Below are 20,430 nucleotides of genomic sequence, written 5' to 3'. Positions count from 1 at the left end.
CGAGGGCGCGCCAGCGGTCGCCGACTCGAGCGACGTCGTCCAGAGTCATCGGAGCGCGCCCGCCGGCGGGCGCGCTCCGACCCCCTGCGTGCACGCCGTCCGCGCCCCGTCCGTCACTGCCCCGTCCGTCACCGCACTGCCCGTCACCGCACGCAGCCTGGAGGCCGCCCTGCCCTCGACCAGCCGGACCACGCCGCCCACTCCGGCCACCGCGCCCGCGACGCGGCCGCGCCCCACCCCGCCCGCACGGCCCCCCGCGCCGGACCCGCCGCGGGCCGCCCCGGCCGCGGCTCCGTCGCGCCCAGGCGGGCCGGGTGACCGCCGGGCGCGGCCGCCGGAGGGGCGCTCCGTTCGGGGGACCGGCGCCGGCGAGCGCCTCGTCGTCGCCGCCTGCGGGGACCCGGACTCGCCCCCGGTCGTGCTGGTGCACGGCATCGGCGTCTCGCACCGGTACTGGCGCCCGCTGGCGGCGGAGCTGTGCCGCGATCGACGGGTGCTCGTGCCGGACCTGCCCGGCTTCGGCCGCAGCCCCCGGCCGCAGCGTGTCCCGGCGGTGGGTGACCTGGCGGACGTCGTGCTGGGGCTGCTGCGCGGCGTCGAGGACGCGGTGCTCGTGGGGCACTCGATGGGGGCGCAGGTCGTCGCCGAGGCCATGCTGCGCGACCCGCGGGCGGTGTCCCGGGTGGTGCTGGTGGGCGCCGTGGTCGACCCGTCCGCGCCGTCGGTGGCCGGGCAGGCGGCGAGGCTCGCGCGGGACGCCCGGTACGAGCCGCCCGCCGTCAACGCCGTCGTCGCCACGGACTACCTGCGTGCCGGTCCGCGGTGGTTCTCGGCGGTGCTGCCGGAGATGTTCGCCTACGACACGGCGGCGGCCGTCAGCAGGCTGCCCGGCCCGGCGCTGCTGGTCCGCGGGGAGCACGACCCGGTCGCCACACGCGACTGGCACCGGCGCCTGGCGGCGCTCGCACCCCGGGGGACCGTGCGGGAGGTGCCGCGCGCGGGCCACATCCCGCAGGCGACCCACGCCCCGCTGCTCGCCCGCTGGGTGCGGGAGGGCGCGTGGTGACGGCGCGCGCACGCCGGCGGCCGGCCGAGGTGGCCGCCCGCACCGCGTGGCGGGTCCTCGACTACGGGTACGCCGGCTGGCGGCAGGCCGCCGCGCTGCTGTCGCGGACGCCGCCGGGCGCGTGGGCCCACCCCGCGGCGCGCCGCCCGCCGGAGGTGCTGCTGCTGCCCGGCGTGTGGGAGCCGTGGCGGTTCCTCGAGCCCCTCGGGGGCGCCCTGCACGCCCGAGGGCACGCGGTCCACGTCGTCCCCGGGCTCGGGTTCAACGGCGGCGGCCTCCCCGAGATGACCGAGCTCGCCGCGGACCGCGTCCGGGAGCTCGACCTGCGGGGTGCGGTCGTCGTCGCGCACTCCAAGGGCGGCCTCATCGGCAAGGCGCTGCTCGGCCGCGCGGACGTGCGGGACCGCCTGCGGGGCATGGTGGCCGTCAACACGCCCTTCGCCGGCTCGCCCTACGCGCGGTGGCTCCCGGTGCCGGCGCTGCGCGCGTTCCTGCCGGACGACGAGGTGCTCACCGCGCTCGCGGCCCAGCGGGCCGACCACGGCCGCATCGTGGCGGCCGCCACCCGCTGGGACCCGCACATCCCCGGCGACGGCGCGCTCCCGGGCGCGCGGCTCGTGCGTCTGCGGACGCCGGGGCACTTCCTGCCGCTGTGCAGCGCCGAGCTGCGCAGCGTCGTCGCGGCCGAGCTCGACCGGTTCGCGGCGAGCCATCCGGGTGCCGACGGCGCCCGGACGTCGCGCTGAGGCCGGTCGGCCGGCGGACTCCTCGGTCAGCTCCCCGCGACGTCGTCCGCGCGCCGGGTGGGGTGCTCCGCGCCGCGCGAGCGCAGCACCGTGCGGCCGACCACCTGCTGCCAGGTGGCGGTGCGCTCGGAGCGGCCCCGCCCGACGAACGACACGGCCCAGTGCAGCAGCGTCGTCACGCGGTTCTTGAACCCCACGAGGTACACGAGGTGCACCCCGAGCCACAGCAGCCAGGCGAGGAACCCCGACACCTTCACGGCGCCGATGCTCGCGACCGCCTCGAACCGCGAGACCGTCGCCAGGCTGCCCTTGTCCCGGTACACGAAGGGGCCGCCCGAGGGCTCGCCCCGCAGCCGGCGCACGATCTCCTGCGCGGCGTACCGGCCCGTCTGCATCGCCGCGGGGGCGACCCCGGGCACGGACGTGCGCGCCGCCATGTCGCCGACCACGAACACCTCGGGGTGCCCGGGCAGCGAGCCGTTCGGCTCCACGACCACCCGGCCGGCCCGGTCGACCTCGGCGCCCGTCCGCTCGCCGAGCAGGCGCCCCAGCGGGGACGCCGCGACGCCGGCCGCCCAGATCTTCGTCTGGGCGTCGATGCGCGTGCGCCGGCCGTCGGGGTCCTCCACCGCGACCGAGTCCGCGTCGACGTCGACGACCTTGTGGTTCATGAGCAGCTCGACGCCCAGACCCTCGAGCGTGCGGGCGGCGGCGTCCTGGAGCTTCTCGGGGTAGCCGGGCAGCACCTTCGGCACCGGGTCGACCAGCAGGATGCGTGCCTGGGCGGGGTCGAGGTGCCGGAAGTTGCCGCGCAGCGACCGGTGCGCGAGCTCCGCGAGCTGGCCGGCCATCTCGACGCCGGTCGGGCCGGCGCCGACCACCACGAAGGTCGTGAGGCGGGCGCGGTCCGCCGGGTCGGTGGCGAGCTCCGCCAGCTCGAACGCCCCGAAGATGCGCCCGCGCAGCTCGAGGGCGTCGTCGATGCTCTTGAGGCCCGGCGCGTGGTCGGCGAACCGGTCGTTGCCGAAGTACGACTGCCCGGCGCCGGCCGCGACGACCAGGCTGTCGTAGGAGGTGCGCGTCTCCCCGAGCGGCGAGGACGACACCACGACGCGCTGCTCCACGTCGACGTCGGTCACCACGCCCAGCAGCACGCGCGCGTTCCGTTGCCGCCGCAGCACGTCCCGGGCGGCGGGGGCGATCTCGCCGACGGAGAGCACGCCGGTCGCCACCTGGTAGAGCAGCGGCTGGAACAGGTGCGTGGCGGTGCCGTCGATGACGGTCACGCGGACGGGCGCGTCGGCCAGGGCCTTCGTCGCGAACAGCCCGCCGAACCCGGCGCCGATCACGACCACGTGGTGCGGCCGGGCGGGGGAGGGGGCCTGGTCCGGGGCCGGTGCGGTGTGGCTCATCGGGGGTCCTTCCGCGGGAGGAGGCGGGACCCGATCGACCCTACGAGCGCACTCCCCGGTGCGCGCGGCGGGGCTCAGGACGGCGGCGCGAGGATCTCCGACAGCCGGAACCCCACCGGTTCCTCGAGCTGGGCGTAGGTGCAGGTCGCCGGGTCGCGGTCGGGCCGCCAGCGGCGGAACTGGGCGGTGTGCCGGAACCGGTCGCCCTCCATGTGGTCGTACGCCACCTCGACGACGAGCTCGGGCCGCAGCGGGACGAACGACAGGTCCTTCCCGGCGCTCCACCGGCTCACCGCACCGGGCATCCGCTTGCCCTCGTGCGCGGACTGGTCCGCCCAGTCGCCCCACGGGTGCCCGGCCAGGTCGTCGGCGCGCAGCGGGGCGAGCTCCTCGACGAGGGCTCTGCGGCGGGGCATCGGGAACGAGGCGGCGACGCCGACGTGCTGGAGCCGGCCGTCGTCCGTCCACAACCCCAGCAGCAGCGAGCCGAGCACCGGCCCGGACTTGTGCCACCGGAACCCGGCGACCACGCAGTCCGCCGTGCGGGCGTGCTTCACCTTGAACATCGCGCGCTTGTCCGGCTGGTAGGTCCCGTCGAGCGGCTTGGCGACCACCCCGTCGAGGCCCGCGCCCTCGAACCGCCGGAACCAGCCCTGCGCCTCCGCGAGGTCCGCGGTCGCCGGTGTGACGTGCACGGGCGCCTGCGCCCCGCCGAGGGCGTCCACGAGGCGCGCGCGGCGGTCGCGCAGCGGCGTGCCCATGAGGTCGTCGTCGCCGAGCGCCAGCGCGTCGAACGCCACGAACGAGGCCGGTGTCTGCTGCGACAGCAGCCGCACCCGGCTCTCCGCGGGGTGGATGCGCTGCTGCAGGGCGTCGAAGTCGAGCCGGTCGCCCGCGACCACGACGATCTCCCCGTCCAGGACGCAGCGCTCCGGGGTGTGCGCCCGCAGCTGCTCGACCAGCTCCGGGAAGTAGCGCGTCATCGGCTTCTCGTTGCGGCTGCCGAGCACCACCTCGTCGCCGTCCCGGAACACGATCGTGCGGAAGCCGTCCCACTTGGGCTCGGTGTGGCCGAGGTCGGGGATCTCGGGCACCGCCTTGGCCAGCATCGGCGCGACCGGGGGCATGACGGGCAGGTCCATGGCGCCCATCCTGCTCGGCGTCGGCGGGACCGGCCAGGGGTCACGCGTCGGCGCGGGGGCGTGGTGCTGCACGAACGTGCAGCACGGGCGGGACGCAGGTCCCATGCCGGTGGGCCTGTGCGCGCCGATCGGGGCGACACAGCGCCTCAGGGGGCGCACCGACCCATCCAGGGGGACCCATGTCCGTGCCCGCACTCCATCCACGACCCGACGGCACCACCTCGCCCGGGCGCCCGCACCGCCGCCGTTTCGGGGACCTGGGCGTCCGCACCCGCATCGTCGCGTCCGTGCTCGTCGGCGTCGTCGCGGCCGGGGCCGTCGGCGCCTCCGCGCTGGCCGCCCTGGCGCGCACCGACGCCGCCACCGCCAGCGTCTACGACGACGACCTGCTCGGCTTCGAGCGCGTCGCCGCGATGCGCCGCTCGACGCTCGAGATGCGCCTGGACGTCACGAGCCACGCGCTCGCCGCCGACGAGGCCTCCCGGCAGGCGTTCGTCCGTGACATCGCGGCCCTGGACGCGGCGATCGCGGAGGACCTCGGCGCCGTCGTCGAGGACGCCGGCGGCGCCGGGGACGAGCCCCTCGCGGAGGGCGCGGCGGCGTTCGCCGACGCGCTCGCGTCCTACCAGCAGCTCCGCGACGGGACGCTGCTGCCCGCTGCCGAGCGGGGCGACATAGCGGCCTGGCAGCGGGCGCGTGACATGCAGGCGGCCCCGCTGATCACCACCATGATGGACGCGCTCGCCACGATGGTCGACGGCGAGAAGGCATCCGCGCAGGAGTCCGTCGCCGAGGCCCACGCCGCCTACGTCTCGAACCGCACGCTCGTGGTGGCGCTGCTCGCCGCGGGGCTCGTGCTGGCGCTCACGCTCGGGCTCGTCACCGCGCGCGGCATCCTGCGGGCCGTCGAGCGCGTGCGTGTCGCGTGCGACGCCCTCGCCGACGGTGACCTGACCGTCGAGGCCGGGCTCGACACCCAGGACGAGCCGGGGCGCGCGGCGCAGTCGCTCGACCGCGCGATCGGCACGCTGCGGGAGGTCGTCGGTGACATCGACACCACGTCGGTCACGCTCGCGGCGGCCGCCGAGCAGCTGTCCGGGTCCGCCCAGCAGATCGCCGCGCAGGCCGAGCAGACCGAGGCTCAGGCGGGCGTGGTCTCCGCAGCCGCCGAGGAGGTGTCCCGCACCACGCAGACCGTCGCCGCCGGCACCCAGCAGATGGACGCGTCGATCCAGGAGATCAGCCGGTCCACGAGCGAGGCGGCGCGCATCAGCGACCAGGCGGCCCGGTCGGCCGCGGAGACGACGGCCGTCATCGAGCGGCTGGGGGAGTCGAGCCGGCAGATCGGTGACGTCGTGAAGTCGATCGCGGCGATCGCCGGGCAGACGAACCTGCTCGCGCTCAACGCGACCATCGAGGCGGCGCGGGCCGGGCAGGAGGGCAAGGGCTTCGCCGTGGTCGCCGGGGAGGTCAAGGACCTCGCGCAGGAGACGGGCGACGCCACGGAGGACATTGCGCGCCGCGTCGAGGCCATCCAGGCCGACGCGGCCCGTGCCGTGGAGGCGGTCGCGGAGATCTCCCGCGTCGTCGGCGCGGTGCACGAGCTGCAGACCACGGTGGCCGCGGCCGTCGAGGAGCAGACCGCCACCACCGCGGAGATCGGGCGCAACGTCACGGAGGCCGCGGGCGGCTCGGGGCAGATCGCGGAGAACATCGCCGGTGTCGCGCAGGCCGCGGCGGTCACGCGGGACGGGTCCGCGGAGTCGGAGCGGGCGGCGGGCGAGCTCGCGGCGCTGTCGGGGAGGCTGCGCGGCGTCGTGGGGCAGTTCCGCTACCGGGTGCCGGCCGGGCCGGGTGGCGTGTCGCCCGAGCTGCCGCAGCAGCGCGAGCCCGCGCGCCGAGACGCGCCCGACACCGCGTTCGTCACGCTGCCGACGGCGTGACCGGTGGGGCGCCGGCCGGGTCGACATCCCGACCGGCGCCCCGCGACGTCGCCGCGACCCGTCAGGCGCGCCGGCGCAGCGCGACGACCGCCCCCGCGAGGGACGCCGCGCACCACACCACCAGCACCACCAGCGACCGCCCGGGCAGCGAGAACGTGTCGCTCACCAGCCCGGCGCGCACCAGCTCGGCCATCGGCTGGATCGGCAGCCACTCGTGCACGCCCTGCAGCCAGCCGGGCATCCGCTCCGCCGGGTACGACACGGGGGAGAACAGCAGCACGATGAACACCAGCGCCTGCGTCACGAGGGCGGCGACGGCGGGCGGCAGCAGCGACGCCATCGCGTACCCGACGGCGGCGGCGGTCAGCGACACCAGCAGCGAGCCGGGCACCAGCCACGGCGCGAGGCTCAGGTCGACGTCGAACCGCAGCACGCCCGCCACGACGCCGAGCACCATGCCGGGCAGCGCGAGCAGCGTCCACACCAGCAGGTCGCTGAGCAGGAACGCCGAGCGGGGCACGGGCAGCGTCCGCATCCAGTCGAGGCTGCCCTCGGTGCGGGACTGGCTGAGCATCTGCGGGGTGATGACGAGGCCGATCGTGATGAGGGTGACGGTCGGCGCGCCGGTCGCCAGGTAGAGCGCGGTGACCGGGTCGGGGTCGCCCACCAGCAGGCCGTAGCCGATCACGGTGGCCACGGCCATGAAGACCTGGACGACGACCATCAGCGGCAGGTACGCGGACTGACGTCGGAACTGCCACTGCGCGAGCATGAGGGTCTGGCCGACGGCGGTCACGCGGCCTCACCCGCCGTCGCCAGCGCCTCGGAGCGCTCGTGGCCCACGAGGTCGACGTAGACGTCCTCGAGCGAGGCGGGTGTGAGCGCGTAGCGCTCGAGCCGTCCCGCGGCGACCTCGGCCTGCGCCCAGCGCACGACCTCCGCCGCGTCGTCGGCACGGACCGTGCCGGTCTCCCGGCCGCGGGTGCTCGACACCGCCCGGACCGCGGGGTGCCAGGTCAGGCCGGCGCCGGGGGAGACGTCCGCCTCGACGGTGAGCGTGCCCTGGAGGTGAGCCGTCAGGCCGGCCGGGGTGTCGTCCGCGAGGACCACGCCGCGGTCCAGCACCGCGAGCCGGTCGACGACGCGCTCCGCCTCGCGGACGTTGTGCGTCACCAGCAGGACGCCTCGGCCCTCGTCGGCGAGCGCGCGGATCTGCTGCCACAGCAGGCGGCGGCGCACGGGGTCGACGTCGTTGGTCGGCTCGTCGAGCACCACCAGACGCCCGGGGGTCACGACGGTCATGGCGAAGGCCGTCAGGCGTGCGATGCCGCCCGACACCTTCTCGGCGGGGGTGTCCGCCCAGGGCCCGAGGTCCAGGGCCTCCAGCAGCCGAGCCACCCGGTCCCGCACGGCCGCGCGCTCGCCGCCGCGGATCCGCCCGACCAGCTCGATCGCCCGCCGCGGGGTCAGGCCGGTGATCGGCACGTTCGCCTGCGCCTGGATGCTCGTGCGGCGGCGGGCCTCGTCCGGCTGCGCCACGGCGTCGACGCCGTCCAGCAGGATCGTCCCCGCGTCAGGTCGGACCAGGCCGACGACCTGGTTGACGAGCGTCGTCTTGCCGGCCCCGTTGTGCCCGAGGAGCCCGACGACCTGGCCGGCGTCGACGTCGAGGTCGATCCCGTCGTTCGCCTGCACCCCGTTGCGTCCCCGGTAGCGCTTGCGCAGCCCTCGGACGCGCAGCACCTCCTGCGTCGCCATCCCCATCCTCCTCGCTCGGAAACCGATCGGTACATGCCGGACGGTAGCAGATACCTATCGGCAGATACCAGACGGTATGTCGCGCTGATCTGCGATGACGTGACAGATATACCGATCGGTACGCAGGGAGGTACGATGGGCCGCATGTCACGACAGGACCAGCACGACGAGGACCGCTCCCGCACGCCGGGGGTCGACGACTCGATCAGCGCCGCCACGCGCGCCCTCGCCGACGCGACCGCGACCCTGACCCGGCTGCTCGGCAAGCAGGCGCAGTCCGTCGTGCCCGAGGTCAGCGAGGCGCTCGCCGCCGGCCTGCGCGAGGCCTCCCGCGGACTGGCCGACGCGTCCGAGAACGTCGCCCGCCGCGGCGGGGACCACCGCGCCCGCGAGAACCGCCGCGAGAAGGTCGACCGCACGCGCGCCGACCTGCTGGACGCCGCCTCGCGCGTCATCGCCGCCAAGGGCTACGAGGGTGCCTCCGTCGGGGACATCGCCGCCGAGGCCGGCTACACCAAGGGCGCCCTCTACGCGCACTTCGGGTCCAAGAGCGGGCTGTTCCTCGCGCTGGCACGCGAGCGGCTCGGCATCGCCATGGACGACCCGGCGCTCGACATGCCCGGGCTCACCGACGACGGCGTCGACACCGAGGCGCTCGCCGACTGGATCCGCGCCACCCAGGACGACCCGAATCTGCTGCTGTCCCTGGAGTTCCTCAGCTACGGGCTGCGCAACCCGTCGGAGGCCGGCGAGCTCGTCGAGCTGCACGTGCGGTCGTTCGACACCGCCACCGCCCAGGCCGTCCGCATCCGGCAGGCACGCCGCCGCGCCGCCGGCGAGGAGCCCGGCCCCGACGAGCCCACCCAGCAGGACCGCGACCTCACGCTCGCCATCATCAGCGTGCTGAACGTCGTGACCCTGGAGGGCAAGCTCACCGGCTCGCCGCACATGTCCCCGGAGGCCGGCGCGCGCATCATCGCGCGGCTGCTCGCCGAGGACTGACCGGGGCCACTCCGGCTACGCGCGCCGCGCGCCGCGCGCCAGACGCAGGGGGACCAGCAGCCACACCACCGTCAGGCCCACCAGCACGGCGCCGCCCGCCCACAGGCCCGCCGCCCGGTCCACGACCACGTCGAACAGCAGCAGCGCCGCACCCGCCAGCACCAGCGCCAGCAGCGCCAGCCCGGTCTGCGCCAGCCGGTCCGCCGACGCCACCAGCTCCCGCTTCAGGTGCCGGCGGAACAGGATCCGGTGCAGCGACACGGGCGCCACGATGAAGCCCGTCGCCGCCACCGCCAGCACCACCAGCACCAGATACACGCCCTTCTGGTAGGCGTCCAGGTCGGCGAACCGCTGCTGGAACGGCACCGTCAGCAGGAACCCCGTGAGGATCTGCACGCCCGTCTGGGCCACGCGCAGCTCCTGCAGCAGCTCGTTCCAGTTCCGGTCCATGCGCTCGTCGGGTGTCTCGTCCCGGCCGTCCGACGCCAGTCGGTCCGGGACGCGGTCGTCGCGGTGCGGCGCGTCGTCGGGGCGGCGGTGAGATCCCGCCCGCCCGCGCGTCTGCTCGGTCACGGTGTCCTCCCTGGACGGCGCCGGCAGGGGGACCGGCGCCACGCACCGCGTATCGTCCCGCCCCCGGGCCGTGCGCGCAGGTCGAGGGCGACGTGCCCGCTCCCGGGGGCGTCGGCAGGCGGGAATGACCGTGCGGGGGGCGGTGTTGGACACGTATGCTGGACGCGTCGCGCACGGTCCCCGGGGTCACCCGGCGAGCGGGCGGGGCGGTTGACAACTCCACAGCAGCACCCACTTGGGGGTGATCGGTTTCGACGGTGATCGTCGAGCCAGGAGAAGCGGGCCGAGGACACACGGTTATCTCGCTAACGCTCCGTGTAAACCCATAGGTGCCGATTCCAAGCGCACCGACTTCGCCCTCGCCGCCTGAGCGAGCCTCGAAGTCCGTCAGCCTGAGCTAGCTTCCGACTCAGTTCCTGGCGTCATCTAGGGAGCCACTGCTCGCAGTCCTCGTCGTCGGGGCTGCGGGGACTTTCAGGCGACTGGGCCCGTCCGCGTCTTGTCTGCGTGAGCGCGGGGGCCGAGAAAAGCAGCTGCAGACTGCGCCCGGAGAAGCCCTGGTTCCACGTCATCGGACGCGGGTTCGATTCCCGCCACCTCCACCACGAGGTCTTCGTAGATTGCGGAGACACTCTTCGTAGAATCGCTTGAGGCCCGTCCCTGCTGGGGCGGGCCTCACGTGTGTCTTCTGCTGGCCGTCTGGCCGAGGACTCCTGGGCGTCTGCCGGGGTCACGTCGTGGTCCTGGTTGATCACGCCGAAGGGGACGTGCGCGCTGGGCGCGACCTTCTGGCGCGTCGGCAGAGCGCGGCGGTGTTGCGGAGCAGGGCGGGGTGCTGCTCGGTGACCCGTTGCCCGGCCTCGAGGTCGGTGTCGACGACGTCGAGATGCTCGGGGTGGTCGTGCCGCCGACGTCGCCGCCATCATGATCTCGGTGTTCGGCGGCTTCGTGCTCTCCCCCTCGGTGATGATCCAGGCGATCGGCTTCGGTCTCGCGTCCGGCGTGCTGGTCGACGCCTTCGTCGTGCGGCTGCTGCTCGACCCCGCGGTGACGCACGTGCCGGGGAGGCACGCCTGGCGGCTGCCGCGCTGGCTGGACCGCATCCTCCCGGACGTCGACGTCGACGTCGACGTCGAGGGCGCCCAGCCCGAGCGGGCGACCACGGACACCGCGCCGATCCCCGCGGCCGTCCCCGTGCCGTAGCCGGCGCCCGGACCGGCAGCCCCGTCCGGGGGACGGGGCTCAGCGCTCGCCTGCCCGGGCGAGCGCGGCAGCGGACACGGCGACGCGTGCGGCGTTGGCCCCGGACATCCCGTGCACGCCCGCGCCGGGGGGCGTGGAGGCCGAGCAGAGCAGGACCCCGGGGACGCCCGTCTCGTACGGGCGCAGCGCGCGGGGCCGTGCGACGAGCTGCCGGAGGTCGTTGGCGCCACCGCACACGTCCCCGTCGACGGCGTTCGGGTCGTGGGCGGCCAGCTCGGGGACGGTGCGGTGCCACGTGCCGACGACGGCGCGCCGGATGCCGGGGGCGAACCGCTCGATCTGCGCGAGGACGAGGTCGGTCGCGTCGCCCGGGAACCCTCGCGGGACGTGCGCGTACGCCCAGACGGGGTGGACGTCGTGGCCGTCGAGCCGGACCGAGCGCGTGTCGTCCGCGACATGGGGCTGGGCGAGCACGACGAACGGCCGCTCGGGCAGCCCTCCGTCCCAGCACTGCCCCTCGGCGGCCGCGACCTCGTCCGCGGCGCCGCCGAGGTGCACCGACCCCGCGCCGGCCACCGCGGGGTCGGCCCACGGGATCCCGTCGCGGACGGCGAGGTCGACGCGGAACGCCGCCGGCCCGTGGCGGAACCGCTGGTAGGCGGCCCTCTGGCGGCGGGGCTGGTCGGTGCCGAGGATGCGCGCTGCGGCAGAGGGAGACGTGTCGAGCAGCACGGTCCCGCGTCCGCGCCTCGGGTCGACCCCCGTCAGCCCGGCGACGTCGTCGAGGTGGTCGACCCGGAACCCGGTGGTGATCGTGCCGCCGAGCTCGAGGAGGATCCGCGCCAGGGCGGTGGTGATGGACTGCGAGCCGCCGACGGCGAAGGGCCATCCGTGGCTGTGCCCGAGGGCCCCGAGCAGCGCGCCGACCGCGCCGGAGCCCGGCAGGTCGAGGCTCGTGAACGCGTGCGCCGCCAGGCCGGCCGCGAGGCCCGCGGCCTGCGGGGTGGTGTACGAGGCGGCACGCCGCGCGCCCGGGACCAGTGCGGGGACGCCGAACCGGGCCAGCAGGAGCGGGTGCCGGGGAAGGTGCACCAGCGGCTGCATCACCTCCGTGAGCAGGTCGGGCATCCGTGCCACCAGCGGGCCGTTCCGCCTGCGCCACCGTGCGCCGTCCGCGCCGAGGCCCGCGGCGGTCCGCTCGAGGTCGCGGTGCAGCACCCCGGCGTCGGCGCCGTCCAGCGGGTGCGCGAGCGGTGCCGGAGGGTGGACCAGCCGCAGGCCGGCGTCCTCGGGAGCGAGGCCGGCGTCGCGCAGGTCCTGGAAGAACGGCGACGCCGCCGCCATCGGGTGCACCGCGGAGCAGTCGTCGTGGAGCAGGCCCGGCAGGATCCGCTCCGACGTGCGCGCGCCGCCGCCGATCGTGCTGCTCTGCTCGACCACGTGCACCACGAGCCCGGCGCGGGCGCACTCGATCGCGGCGGCGAGCCCGTTCGGCCCGGCGCCGACCACGACGGCGTCCGGCGGGCGGCGCCGGGTGCCGCCCCGGGCGAGGGGGACGACCAGGTCGCGGTGCTCGGTGGACATCGGCCTCTCCTGGGGTGCGGGTCCGGTGGTGCGCCGCGCGGTTCCCGGGGACGACGCGGTGCGCCGTCCCCGGGAACCGGGTCAGTCGACCATGTCGCCGACCTGTGCGCCCGCGAGGGCGGCCGCGACGACGGCGCTCGCGAACGCGACGGCGGCCGGCGTCGCCGCGAGGGGCCGGAGCTCCCCGAGGGTCGTGCCGGTCGGGCGGTCGAACTCCTGGTTGTCCAGCACGGACGACGTGCGCATGGTGCTCTCCTCCGGAAGGTGCGGGGCTCGGGGCTCAGTTCCCGACGGTCTCCTCGACCGCGTACGCCGCGACGGCGGCCGCGAGCACGGCCGTCGCCGCCGCGGCCGCCAACGGGGTGGCGGCGAGCGCGCCCTCCGGGGCGACCAGTGTGGCCTCACCCGTGTCGAACGGGTGCGCCGCGAGGACTGCTCCTGTCATGTGTCACCTCCTCTCGTCGGGGGGAGGCGCGGTGCGTGGGCGACCGCGCCGGGGTCGGCTCTCCGCGGGAGCCTGCTCACCGCCGTGGCCCGCGGCCGCGGGTGAGGAAGCCCCATCCCGCGGCCGCGAGCGCGATGACCGCCACGACCACGACCAGCAGCACCCCCAGGTCGACCCCGAGGACGGTGCCGATCAGGATCGCGGCCATCGCGACGGCGGGAGCGGCGACCAGCAGCGCGCCCTCGGCGCGGCTCATCCCGGACCGGGTCACGGCGCTCACCTCCGTCGGGTCAGCCGTTGGCCTGGGCGTACGTGTACGCCGCCACGGCGCCGGCCACGGCGGCGACCAGCGGCGTCGCCCCCAGCGGGGACTCCTCGGCGTGCAGGGCACCCTCGGGTGCGTCGAACGGGGCGGCGGCAAGGATCGTCGAGCTGAGCATCGTTCTCTCCTCTTCTCGGTCGCCCGCACGCGGGTGCGTGCGGGACAGCAGGGGTCTCACCGGTGCGTCGCCGCGTGCGGCGCGAGCACCTCCTTGCGGGAGACGAAGATCTCCTCGAGCGGCTCGTCCGCGTAGCCGCTCTCCCGGGCGATCGCGAACTGGAACGCCTCGACGCCGTCGGCGCCGTCGAGGAGCACGCGCCGGCGGACGAACCCGGCGAGCATCTGGTAGTCGGGGCCGTCCTCGAAGCCGACGCCCACCTGCTCCACCGTGCGCAGGAAGCGGCCGACGACGTCGAAGATCCCCTTGTCGACCCGTCGCTCGGGGAACCAGAGCACGTGCCGGACCCGCCTGGCCGGGGCCAGGTGGGTGTGCTGCCACTCGCCGATGCGTCCGTCCCGACGCACCCGGTGCAGCAGCACGACGTCCTTGTTGGCGGGGACCGGCGCGAAGAAGCGCCAGTTGGGCAGCAGCACCGACGCCCGGTCGATGCCGCGGACGCGGTCGAAGTTCTGGTTCGGGTGCTGGCCGGTGGCGGTCGCGAGCACCCAGGCGGCCAGCGCGACGACGACCACGACAGCGGCGTCGCCGCGGTCCCGGCGCGCGGACATCACGCGGACTCCGCGACGGCGGCACCCGACCAGGGGCGGCGGGCGGACAGGTCGTCCACGAACCTGCGGATGTGCTCGGCGACCGCGGCGACCGGACCGGCCGCGGTCAGCAGCCCGTCGTGCGTGCCGCGGACCACGAGGTGCTCGCCGTCGGGGTGCCGCTCCGCGAGCCCGCGGTGGGCGGCGGTCGCGGCCGGGTGCAGCGCCGCGCTGGTGGAGGCGGTCAGGACGAGGGCCGGCACGGCGGGCCGCCGCGCGGGTGCGGGGGGCGCGAGGATGCGCGCCGTCGCAGCCCGCCACTCCAGCCGTCCGGCCCGCCAGATCCCGGGGTCCCGGTAGACGGCAGCGATCCGCCGTGCGGAGCCGGGCGACGCGGGGATCGCCCACACCCGCGGGCTGAGGAACGCCCCCCACCCGGCCCGCAGCGACCGTTCCATCAGCGGGAAGCTCGCGGTGAGCGTGTCCATCGACTCCTGGTCGACCGCGCTGGCGCCGTCCGGCGTGAGGGTCCTCGCGGTCGGGTCGAGCAGCACCAGACCCGTCGGAGCCGTGCGCAGCGCGTCGGCCGCCTCCAGGGCGAGGAAGCCCCCGAGGGAGTGCCCGACGAGCCAGACCTCCCGCCCGCGGCGGTACCGCTCGACCAGGTCGTCGAGGTCCCGGGCGTGGTCGGCGAGCGCCGGCCCCCGGCCCGCCGTGCTGGCGCCGTAGCCGGGCCGGTCGTACGTGAGCGTCGCGTACGCGCCACCGAGCTGCTGCACGAGCGCGTCCCAGTACTCCTGGGTGGCGACGAGCGAGTTCTCGAACACCAGCAGGGGCGCGGTGGGGTCCGTGCCCTCGCTGTACCGGACCGCCAGCCGGCTCCCGGACGTGGTGGGGACGAGGCGCTGGCCCGCGCGGGGACGCCGTGCCGCGCGGTGCCAGGTGAGCTGCGCGCACGCGGCGGCTCCGGCGCCGGCGAGTGCGGTCGCACCGAGCACGCGCGGCAGGGTGTCGTCCCGTCCGGGGGCCGTCCCGGCGGTGTAGAGCACGGCCGGCTGCAGCGCGAGGAACGCCGGGAGGAACCGCCCGAGCCCCATGACCCCGGCGATCGACGCGTGCATCCCCGCGACAGCGCCGAGGTACGCGACGCGCAGGCCGCGGTGGGGGAGGAACACCGCGGGGAAGCCGCACTCGAGGGCCAGGGTGCCGATCTCGCCGGCCCGCGCGAGCACGGGGTGCCGGTGGACGATCCGGTACACCGGTTCGGCGCCGTAGGTGCGGGTGCGCATCACGCCGTCGAGCGCGGAGCCACGCCGCCAGGGCTCGCCGGCGAGCTTGACCCAGCCCGACACCAGGTAGGCGAGCGTGGCCTGCGACGCGAGCGTCCACAGCACGGCGTTGGTCGTGCGGGTTCCCGGGCGGGCGCGGGCGACGGCGGACAGCGCCTGGGTGAAGAACCCGACCTGGTCCGAGCCGTCGCCACCGTTGTGGTGGACGGGGGCGGTGAGCAGGCCGGTCCCGGCGTTGACGGCTGCCGCGACCGCGCGCACCCGCCGGTCCCGGACCGGGGCCAGGTGCACCGCCGATGCCGCGATGCGCGCGCAGTGCAGGGCCGTCAGCACCGGGGGCCGGGCGACGACGTCCAGCACGCTGCGCACCGCGCGCTGCTCGGCCAGGCCCGTGCGCCGCAGCTGCTGCCAGTCGTTGAAACCGCCGGGACGCCGGTTCGCGCCGTTGGCCAGGTGCTCGAGACTGGACCAGAGGGTGACGAGCGCCGACAGCCGCTCGGTGGCGGTGAGGGCGCCGTCCCTGGTCTCGAGGTGGCGGAGCGCGCGCCGGAGGTCTGAACGGTCCACGGGTCAGCCTTCCTGGTCGGGTTCCGGGGGCGGGGGCCCGGGACGGCGGTACACGGCGGTCGCCGTCGGCGACGCCGGAGTCAGCGGGGCGCCGCGGAGGCCCGCGCTGCGGCCGGCCGGGACGAGGCCGGCGGCTGTCGCGTACGCGTCGACCTCGTCGAGGGACGTCACGCGACTGCTCTCGCGGGCGAAGGTCGCCGTGCCGGCATCCAGCCAGCAGTGCTCGAGGTCCCACCGTCGGCCGTCGAGGTGGGAGAACGTGGCGAGCATCCGGCGGTCGCCCGGGTAGGCGACGGCCCAGGACCGGTCGGCGGTCGGGTGCAGGGCGAGGACGGCGTCGGCGTGGTGCGTCTCGACCACCAGCACGCCGCCGGGACGCAGGGCGGCGGCTGCGGCTGCGACGGCGGCCGCCTGGCCGCGCGGCTCGGTGATCATCGAGAGGGTCCCGCAGACGCACAGCACGGCGTCGAGGCCGGTGGGCAGCGTGACGTCGGTGATGTCGGCGAGCAGGGGGGAGACGAGCCCGCGCGGGTCGTGGGAGCCCAGCTCGCCCAGCATCGCGGCGGACACGTCGACGCCGAGGTACTCGACCGGTCCGTCCTCGTCCCGCAGCAGGGAACCGGCCAGCGGGAGGGCGACCCGACCGGTCCCGACGCCGAGCTCCGCGAGCCTCCGGGTCCGCCCCGGCAGCACCTGCCGCAGCCAGGCGAGCTCGTCGGTCCCGATCGCCTCCCGCGGGAAGACGGCGTCGTAGAAGGCGGCGAACTGGTCTCCGTACTCGCGGTAGCCGGCGCGACCGTCGTGCCCGCTGCCGCTGGTCCCGGCGGACGGCCCGGGGCGGGTGAGCGCCGCGGTCACGACCGGGGCTCCCACTGCAGCGTCGACCGGGTCACGAGCAGGCCGACCGCCGCCCAGCCGAGCGTCGGGCCGAGCAGCAGCAGCGCGCGCGCAGCGGTGACGCCCGAGGTCCACGCCTCGGAGACGAGCGCCGCCGCGGCGCCGCCCGGGAGCGCGAGCTTGACCGCGACGAGGTCGTCCACGCCGGTCAGCAGGGTCCAGGCGGCCGCGCCCAGCGTGAGCAGGAACAGTGGCACGGTCGTGACCTGCGCGTGCTCGGGAGAGGTGGTCACACCCCACGTCGCCAGCGCCAGCGCGAGGAACATGGCCTCGACGGCCAGGACGGCGGCGAGCACCACGACGCCCTGGGACGGTGCGGAGCCCGTCGCCGCGACGACCCCGAGCACGACGACGACCTGGGCGAGGTTGACCCCGACGACGGGCAGGAGGAGACCGGCGAGGACGGCGCGGTCGGGGAGGGCCCCGCTGCGCAGCCGCTTGAGGAACAGCGTCTGGCGCCGCCCGGCGAGCGTGGTCGTCGCCGTGATGTACACGCCGAACGCCGCCATGACGACGACCTGGAGCGCGGCGACCGGGCCGCCGCCCCCGAAGGTGTCCCGCATCGCTACCAGGTACACGGCGAAGGCCAGCGGCATCAGCAGCGCGGACACCGCGACGACCCGGTTGCGGGCCAGCATCGTGAGCTCGGCCCGTGCGACGGCGGTCACGACGCCACCGCCGTCGCCGGGCGCAGGTCGTCCCGTGCGGAGGTGCCGTCGACCTGCCGGAAGATCTCGGCGAGGCTCGGCGGCGTGCACCGCAGGTTCTCGAGCTCGACCTGCTCGCGCTCGGCCCACCGCAGGAGCTCGAGCAGGTCGGCCTGCGGCTGACGCGTCCCGACGCTGAACCGGCGGCCCTCGCGGTGAGCGGGCCAGCGGGGCGGTGCGGCGGACGCCTCGAACTCCAGCACGGAGGGCATCGTCCCCACCAGCTCGGCGAGCGAGCCCTCACGGACCAGCCGGCCGCGGTGCAGCACCCCGATCCGGTCCGCGTGCTGCTCGGCCTCCTCGAGGTAGTGGGTGGTGAGCAGGACGGTCGTCCCCTCCCGGCGCAGGTCGGCGACCAGCTCCCACAGGCGGTCGCGGGCAGCCGGGTCGAGCGCGGTCGTCGGTTCGTCGAGGAACAGCAGCGGAGGTGACCCGTACACGGCCATCGCCAGGTCGAGCCGTCGGCGCTCGCCGCCGGACAGCTGCACGACGCGGACGTTCGCCTTGTCGGCGAGGCCGACCCGGTCGAGCAGCGGGGGCACGTCGTCGCGGCGCCCGCTGAGCCGCCCGACGAGGTCCAGGCTCTCCGCCACGGTGAGGTCGGCCGCGAGCCCGGACTCCTGGAGCATCATGCCGACCCGGGGCCGGGTCCGCCGCCGGTCGGCAGGGTCGCCGCCGAGCACCCGCACCGTCCCGCCGTCGGGAGCGCGGTGCCCCTCGAGCGTCTCGAGCGTCGTCGTCTTGCCCGCCCCGTTGGTGCCGAGCAGCGCGTAGAGCTCGCCGTGCTGCACGTCGAAGCTCACGCCGTCGACGGCGGTGACGTCGTCGTACCGGCAGGTGAGGCCGACGACCTCGACCGGGACTGGTGCGCTGGACATGGGCCCAGCGTGCGAGGACGGCTGCGGCGCGGGTAGTGCGCGGGATCACGGGGTGGGGTGACCGGTGACACCTGTCCGCATGACACGAGTCACGGCGGTGGCGCGAGAGGGGTGTGAGCAGCGCGGACCCGTGCCACAGTGACCTCATGGGGGAGGACGAGGTGGGCGGTGCGCCCCCCGTCGCGTCGCCCGGGCTGGATGCCGCGCGCAACGAGCGGCTCGTCCGCGTCGTCTGGATCGGCGTCGTGCTCGTCTTCGGCGGTCTCGGGATCGCGGGTGCGCTCGCGGGGCCGCGGACCCACGTCCTGACGGTCGCCGCGACCGTCGTGGTCGCGTGCTACCTCGGGTGGTTCGCGTGGCGCTGGCCGCACCCCGACGTCGGGGTGCGGCCCGTCGCCGTCCTCGGCGTCGGCGTCCTGGGCTGGACGGCGCGGCTCGCGCTGCCGGAGGACCCGAACGTCGGGTTCGCGCTGCTCGCTCCCGCCGCCCTGGCCGCGACGACCTGGCGGCTGCGGCCGGTCTGGCTCGCGGCGGCGGCACTCGTGCTGGCCGGGGTGCCGCTGGCCGTCGTGGCGGCCGGCGGCAGGCCCGCCTCGGAGGTCTGGGACGACCACGGCGAACCGACGGTGTTGATCCTCGCCGTCGAGCTGCTCGTGTTCCTGACCGTCGCGACCTCCTGGGCGTGGTACCAGCGGTGGGAGGAGGACCGGGTGCGGGAGCGCGACCTCGTCCTGACGCGGGAGCGGCTGCGGTTCGCCGCCGACCTGCACGACGTCCAGGGGCACACCCTGCTCGCGATCAAGTTCAAGACGGAGCTCGCGCGCCGCAGCCTCGACGGCGACGTCGAGCGCAGCCGCGCCGAGCTCGCGAGCATCGAGCAGCTCGTGGTGGAGCTCGAGGCCCAGACCCGGCAGATCGCCCAGAACAGCAGGCAGACGTCGCCGGCGCTGGAGCTGGGGAACCTGCAGGCGCTGCTGGCCGCCGCCGGGATCGACACGCGCGTCGACGCCCCCGGCCGGTCGCTCGACCTGTGGGACGAGGAGGTCGCCCTGGTGCTGCGCGAGGCAGCGAGCAACGTGCTGCGGCACGCCGACGCCTCCCGGGTCGACGTCGTCGTACGGGAGGACTCCCTCACGGTGGCGAACGACGGCGTGCTGCCCAGCAGCCGCGAGCCGGGGACCGGCCGGGGCCTGCGTGGTCTGCGTGACCGGCTCGCCGCCGGCGGGGCCGTCGTCGACTGGGGGTGCGAGGGCGAGGTGTTCACCGTCCGGGTGACCCGTCGCCCGGGCACCCGGGGGCGGGGTCCGGCGTGATCCGCGTCCTGCTCGCCGACGACGAGACCCTGCTGCGGACGGCGCTCGCGTCCCTGCTCGAGCTCGAGGGGGACATCGCGGTCGTCGCGCAGTGCGACGACGGCCCGTCCGTGCTCGCCGAGTCGGCGCGCCACGCGGTCGACGTGTTCCTGCTCGACCTCGAGATGCCCGGGGCGAGCGGCCTCGAGACGGCCGCGGAGCTGCTGGCCGCCGACCCTGGACGGCGCGTCGTCGTCGTGACCCGCCACGCCCGCCCCGGGGTGCTGCGCACGGCGCTCGAGACCGGTGTGCGCGGCTTCGTCCCGAAGAGCGTGGCCGCCGGGGAGCTCGCCGCGATCATCCGCCGCGTCCACGTCGGCGGGCGGCACGTGGACCCGGTGGTGGCGTTCGACGCGATGCAGTCCGACTGCCCGCTCACCGATCGCGAGCTCGACGTGCTGCGGTTGACGCAGGAGGGCCGGTCCATCGCGGCGATGGCGGGGGAGCTGCACCTCGCGCCCGGCACCGTGCGGAACTACTTGTCGAACGCGATCACCCGGCTCGGGGAGCGGAACCGGCACGACGCCGCGCGCCACGCCCGCCGGCAGGGCTGGATCTAGCGCAGCAGGCCTGGCACGACCGGTCGGCGTCACGCCGGCGGCGGCGCGACGCGCTGCTGTCACCGAGACGGCAGCGCCCTCGGCGCGGTCACCTGCGGGGCCTCCTCGACGCGGGCCTGTGCCGGCCGGGCAGGACGACCCCCGGCGCCTGCTGCACGCGATCGGTACCGACGTCCCGGCCGGTGATCGTGGCACGTGCCCTGGGGGCGCTGCGGGCGGGGTGATCAGGCCGGGCGTCGACCCGGCCTGCCCGGTGGCCGCCCCGCGCTGGGTGGT

Annotated in this window: 21 protein-coding genes, 1 other RNA gene and 1 pseudogene; 8 read left to right on the top strand and 15 right to left on the bottom strand. The window is 75.9% G+C overall.

Features of this window, described 5'->3' with window-relative positions; translation table 11 throughout:
• Positions 1-418: 418 nt before the first annotated feature.
• Complete coding sequence (locus K5O09_RS12745) at positions 419-1,066, top strand: alpha/beta fold hydrolase (RefSeq protein WP_222169889.1); 648 nt, start codon at positions 419-421, stop codon at positions 1,064-1,066.
• Positions 1,060-1,812, top strand: a complete 753-nt coding sequence (locus K5O09_RS12740; RefSeq protein WP_222169888.1) for a triacylglycerol lipase — start codon at positions 1,060-1,062, stop codon at positions 1,810-1,812. Before K5O09_RS12745 ends, K5O09_RS12740 begins: the two co-directional genes overlap by 7 nt.
• Positions 1,813-1,838: 26 nt before the next feature.
• On the opposite strand, the gene K5O09_RS12735 is transcribed toward K5O09_RS12740, so the two are convergent.
• Both K5O09_RS12735 and K5O09_RS12730 read right to left on the bottom strand, forming a co-directional pair.
• Positions 1,839-3,224 carry an NAD(P)/FAD-dependent oxidoreductase gene (locus K5O09_RS12735; RefSeq protein ID WP_222169887.1) on the bottom strand — a complete coding sequence of 462 codons (1,386 nt, stop codon included), beginning with the start codon at positions 3,222-3,224 and terminating at the stop codon, positions 1,839-1,841.
• A gap of 74 nt (positions 3,225-3,298) precedes the next feature.
• Positions 3,299-4,366 (bottom strand): ATP-dependent DNA ligase, encoded by a 1,068-nt coding sequence (locus K5O09_RS12730; protein WP_222169886.1) that lies wholly within the window; start codon positions 4,364-4,366, stop codon positions 3,299-3,301.
• Between the two features lie 179 nt (positions 4,367-4,545).
• On the opposite strand from K5O09_RS12730, the gene K5O09_RS12725 reads away from it, so the two are divergent.
• A complete protein-coding gene (locus K5O09_RS12725; protein ID WP_222169885.1) occupies positions 4,546-6,309 on the top strand; it encodes a methyl-accepting chemotaxis protein in 1,764 nt (587 codons plus the stop codon).
• A gap of 61 nt (positions 6,310-6,370) precedes the next feature.
• Here the strand turns inward: K5O09_RS12725 and K5O09_RS12720 are convergent, their stop codons facing one another.
• Together K5O09_RS12720 and K5O09_RS12715 are read right to left on the bottom strand one after the other, a co-directional pair.
• Entirely contained in the window at positions 6,371-7,105 is a 735-nt protein-coding gene (locus K5O09_RS12720; protein WP_255595394.1) for an ABC transporter permease, read from the bottom strand.
• Entirely contained in the window at positions 7,102-8,067 is a 966-nt protein-coding gene (locus K5O09_RS12715; RefSeq protein ID WP_222169884.1) for an ABC transporter ATP-binding protein, read from the bottom strand. Before K5O09_RS12715 ends, K5O09_RS12720 begins: the two co-directional genes overlap by 4 nt.
• 144 nt (positions 8,068-8,211) lie before the next feature.
• Here K5O09_RS12715 and K5O09_RS12710 point away from each other — a divergent pair, with 144 nt between their 5' ends.
• On the top strand, positions 8,212-9,069 hold the full coding sequence (locus tag K5O09_RS12710) for a TetR/AcrR family transcriptional regulator (RefSeq protein ID WP_222169883.1): 858 nt from the start codon (positions 8,212-8,214) through the stop codon (positions 9,067-9,069).
• Positions 9,070-9,084: 15 nt separating this feature from the next.
• On the opposite strand, the gene K5O09_RS12705 is transcribed toward K5O09_RS12710, so the two are convergent.
• A complete protein-coding gene (locus K5O09_RS12705; protein ID WP_222172778.1) occupies positions 9,085-9,558 on the bottom strand; it encodes a DUF6328 family protein in 474 nt (157 codons plus the stop codon).
• Positions 9,559-9,879: 321 nt separating this feature from the next.
• Between K5O09_RS12705 and ssrA the strand changes: the two genes are divergently transcribed.
• Together ssrA and K5O09_RS12695 are read left to right on the top strand one after the other, a co-directional pair.
• Positions 9,880-10,247, top strand: a transfer-messenger RNA (tmRNA) gene (gene ssrA, locus K5O09_RS12700).
• A 286-nt stretch (positions 10,248-10,533) separates the two neighbouring features.
• Positions 10,534-10,845 (top strand): annotated as a pseudogene (locus K5O09_RS12695) (MMPL family transporter); the annotation flags it as partial.
• Between the two features lie 39 nt (positions 10,846-10,884).
• Here K5O09_RS12695 and K5O09_RS12690 read toward each other — a convergent pair.
• From K5O09_RS12690 to K5O09_RS12645, 10 genes are all read right to left on the bottom strand, one after another.
• Positions 10,885-12,429 (bottom strand): NAD(P)/FAD-dependent oxidoreductase, encoded by a 1,545-nt coding sequence (locus K5O09_RS12690; protein ID WP_222169881.1) that lies wholly within the window; start codon positions 12,427-12,429, stop codon positions 10,885-10,887.
• 81 nt (positions 12,430-12,510) lie between these two features.
• Complete coding sequence (locus K5O09_RS12685; RefSeq protein WP_222169880.1) at positions 12,511-12,675, bottom strand: hypothetical protein; 165 nt, start codon at positions 12,673-12,675, stop codon at positions 12,511-12,513.
• Positions 12,676-12,709: 34 nt separating this feature from the next.
• Positions 12,710-12,874 (bottom strand): hypothetical protein, encoded by a 165-nt coding sequence (locus K5O09_RS12680; RefSeq protein WP_222169879.1) that lies wholly within the window; start codon positions 12,872-12,874, stop codon positions 12,710-12,712.
• A 76-nt stretch (positions 12,875-12,950) separates the two neighbouring features.
• Positions 12,951-13,145 carry a hypothetical protein gene (locus K5O09_RS12675; protein ID WP_222169878.1) on the bottom strand — a complete coding sequence of 65 codons (195 nt, stop codon included), beginning with the start codon at positions 13,143-13,145 and terminating at the stop codon, positions 12,951-12,953.
• A gap of 19 nt (positions 13,146-13,164) precedes the next feature.
• Positions 13,165-13,314: a hypothetical protein gene (locus tag K5O09_RS12670; RefSeq protein WP_222169877.1), complete on the bottom strand. Its 150-nt coding sequence runs from the start codon at positions 13,312-13,314 to the stop codon at positions 13,165-13,167.
• A 56-nt stretch (positions 13,315-13,370) separates the two neighbouring features.
• Entirely contained in the window at positions 13,371-13,925 is a 555-nt protein-coding gene (locus tag K5O09_RS12665) for a hypothetical protein (RefSeq protein ID WP_222169876.1), read from the bottom strand.
• The gene (locus K5O09_RS12660) at positions 13,925-15,760 is read right to left on the bottom strand and encodes an alpha/beta fold hydrolase (protein WP_222169875.1); all 1,836 of its coding nucleotides are present in this window, start codon (positions 15,758-15,760) and stop codon (positions 13,925-13,927) included. Before K5O09_RS12660 ends, K5O09_RS12665 begins: the two co-directional genes overlap by 1 nt.
• 3 nt (positions 15,761-15,763) lie before the next feature.
• Complete coding sequence (locus tag K5O09_RS12655) at positions 15,764-16,618, bottom strand: bifunctional 2-polyprenyl-6-hydroxyphenol methylase/3-demethylubiquinol 3-O-methyltransferase UbiG (RefSeq protein WP_222169874.1); 855 nt, start codon at positions 16,616-16,618, stop codon at positions 15,764-15,766.
• Positions 16,615-17,325, bottom strand: a complete 711-nt coding sequence (locus tag K5O09_RS12650) for an ABC transporter permease (protein WP_222169873.1) — start codon at positions 17,323-17,325, stop codon at positions 16,615-16,617. The genes K5O09_RS12655 and K5O09_RS12650 overlap by 4 nt, the downstream gene beginning before the upstream one ends.
• Positions 17,322-18,242, bottom strand: a complete 921-nt coding sequence (locus K5O09_RS12645) for an ABC transporter ATP-binding protein (RefSeq protein WP_222169872.1) — start codon at positions 18,240-18,242, stop codon at positions 17,322-17,324. The genes K5O09_RS12650 and K5O09_RS12645 overlap by 4 nt, the downstream gene beginning before the upstream one ends.
• Positions 18,243-18,388: 146 nt before the next feature.
• Here K5O09_RS12645 and K5O09_RS12640 point away from each other — a divergent pair, with 146 nt between their 5' ends.
• Together K5O09_RS12640 and K5O09_RS12635 are read left to right on the top strand one after the other, a co-directional pair.
• Entirely contained in the window at positions 18,389-19,555 is a 1,167-nt protein-coding gene (locus K5O09_RS12640; RefSeq protein ID WP_222169871.1) for a sensor histidine kinase, read from the top strand.
• Entirely contained in the window at positions 19,552-20,154 is a 603-nt protein-coding gene (locus K5O09_RS12635; RefSeq protein ID WP_222169870.1) for a DNA-binding response regulator, read from the top strand. The genes K5O09_RS12640 and K5O09_RS12635 overlap by 4 nt, the downstream gene beginning before the upstream one ends.
• The last annotated feature ends 276 nt before the right edge of the window (positions 20,155-20,430 follow it).

Source organism: Cellulomonas sp. C5510 (assembly GCF_019797765.1).
GTDB lineage: Bacteria > Actinomycetota > Actinomycetes > Actinomycetales > Cellulomonadaceae > Cellulomonas.
Note: the sequence above shows the minus strand (reverse complement) of the source record. Positions and strands in the feature narration are given on the sequence as shown.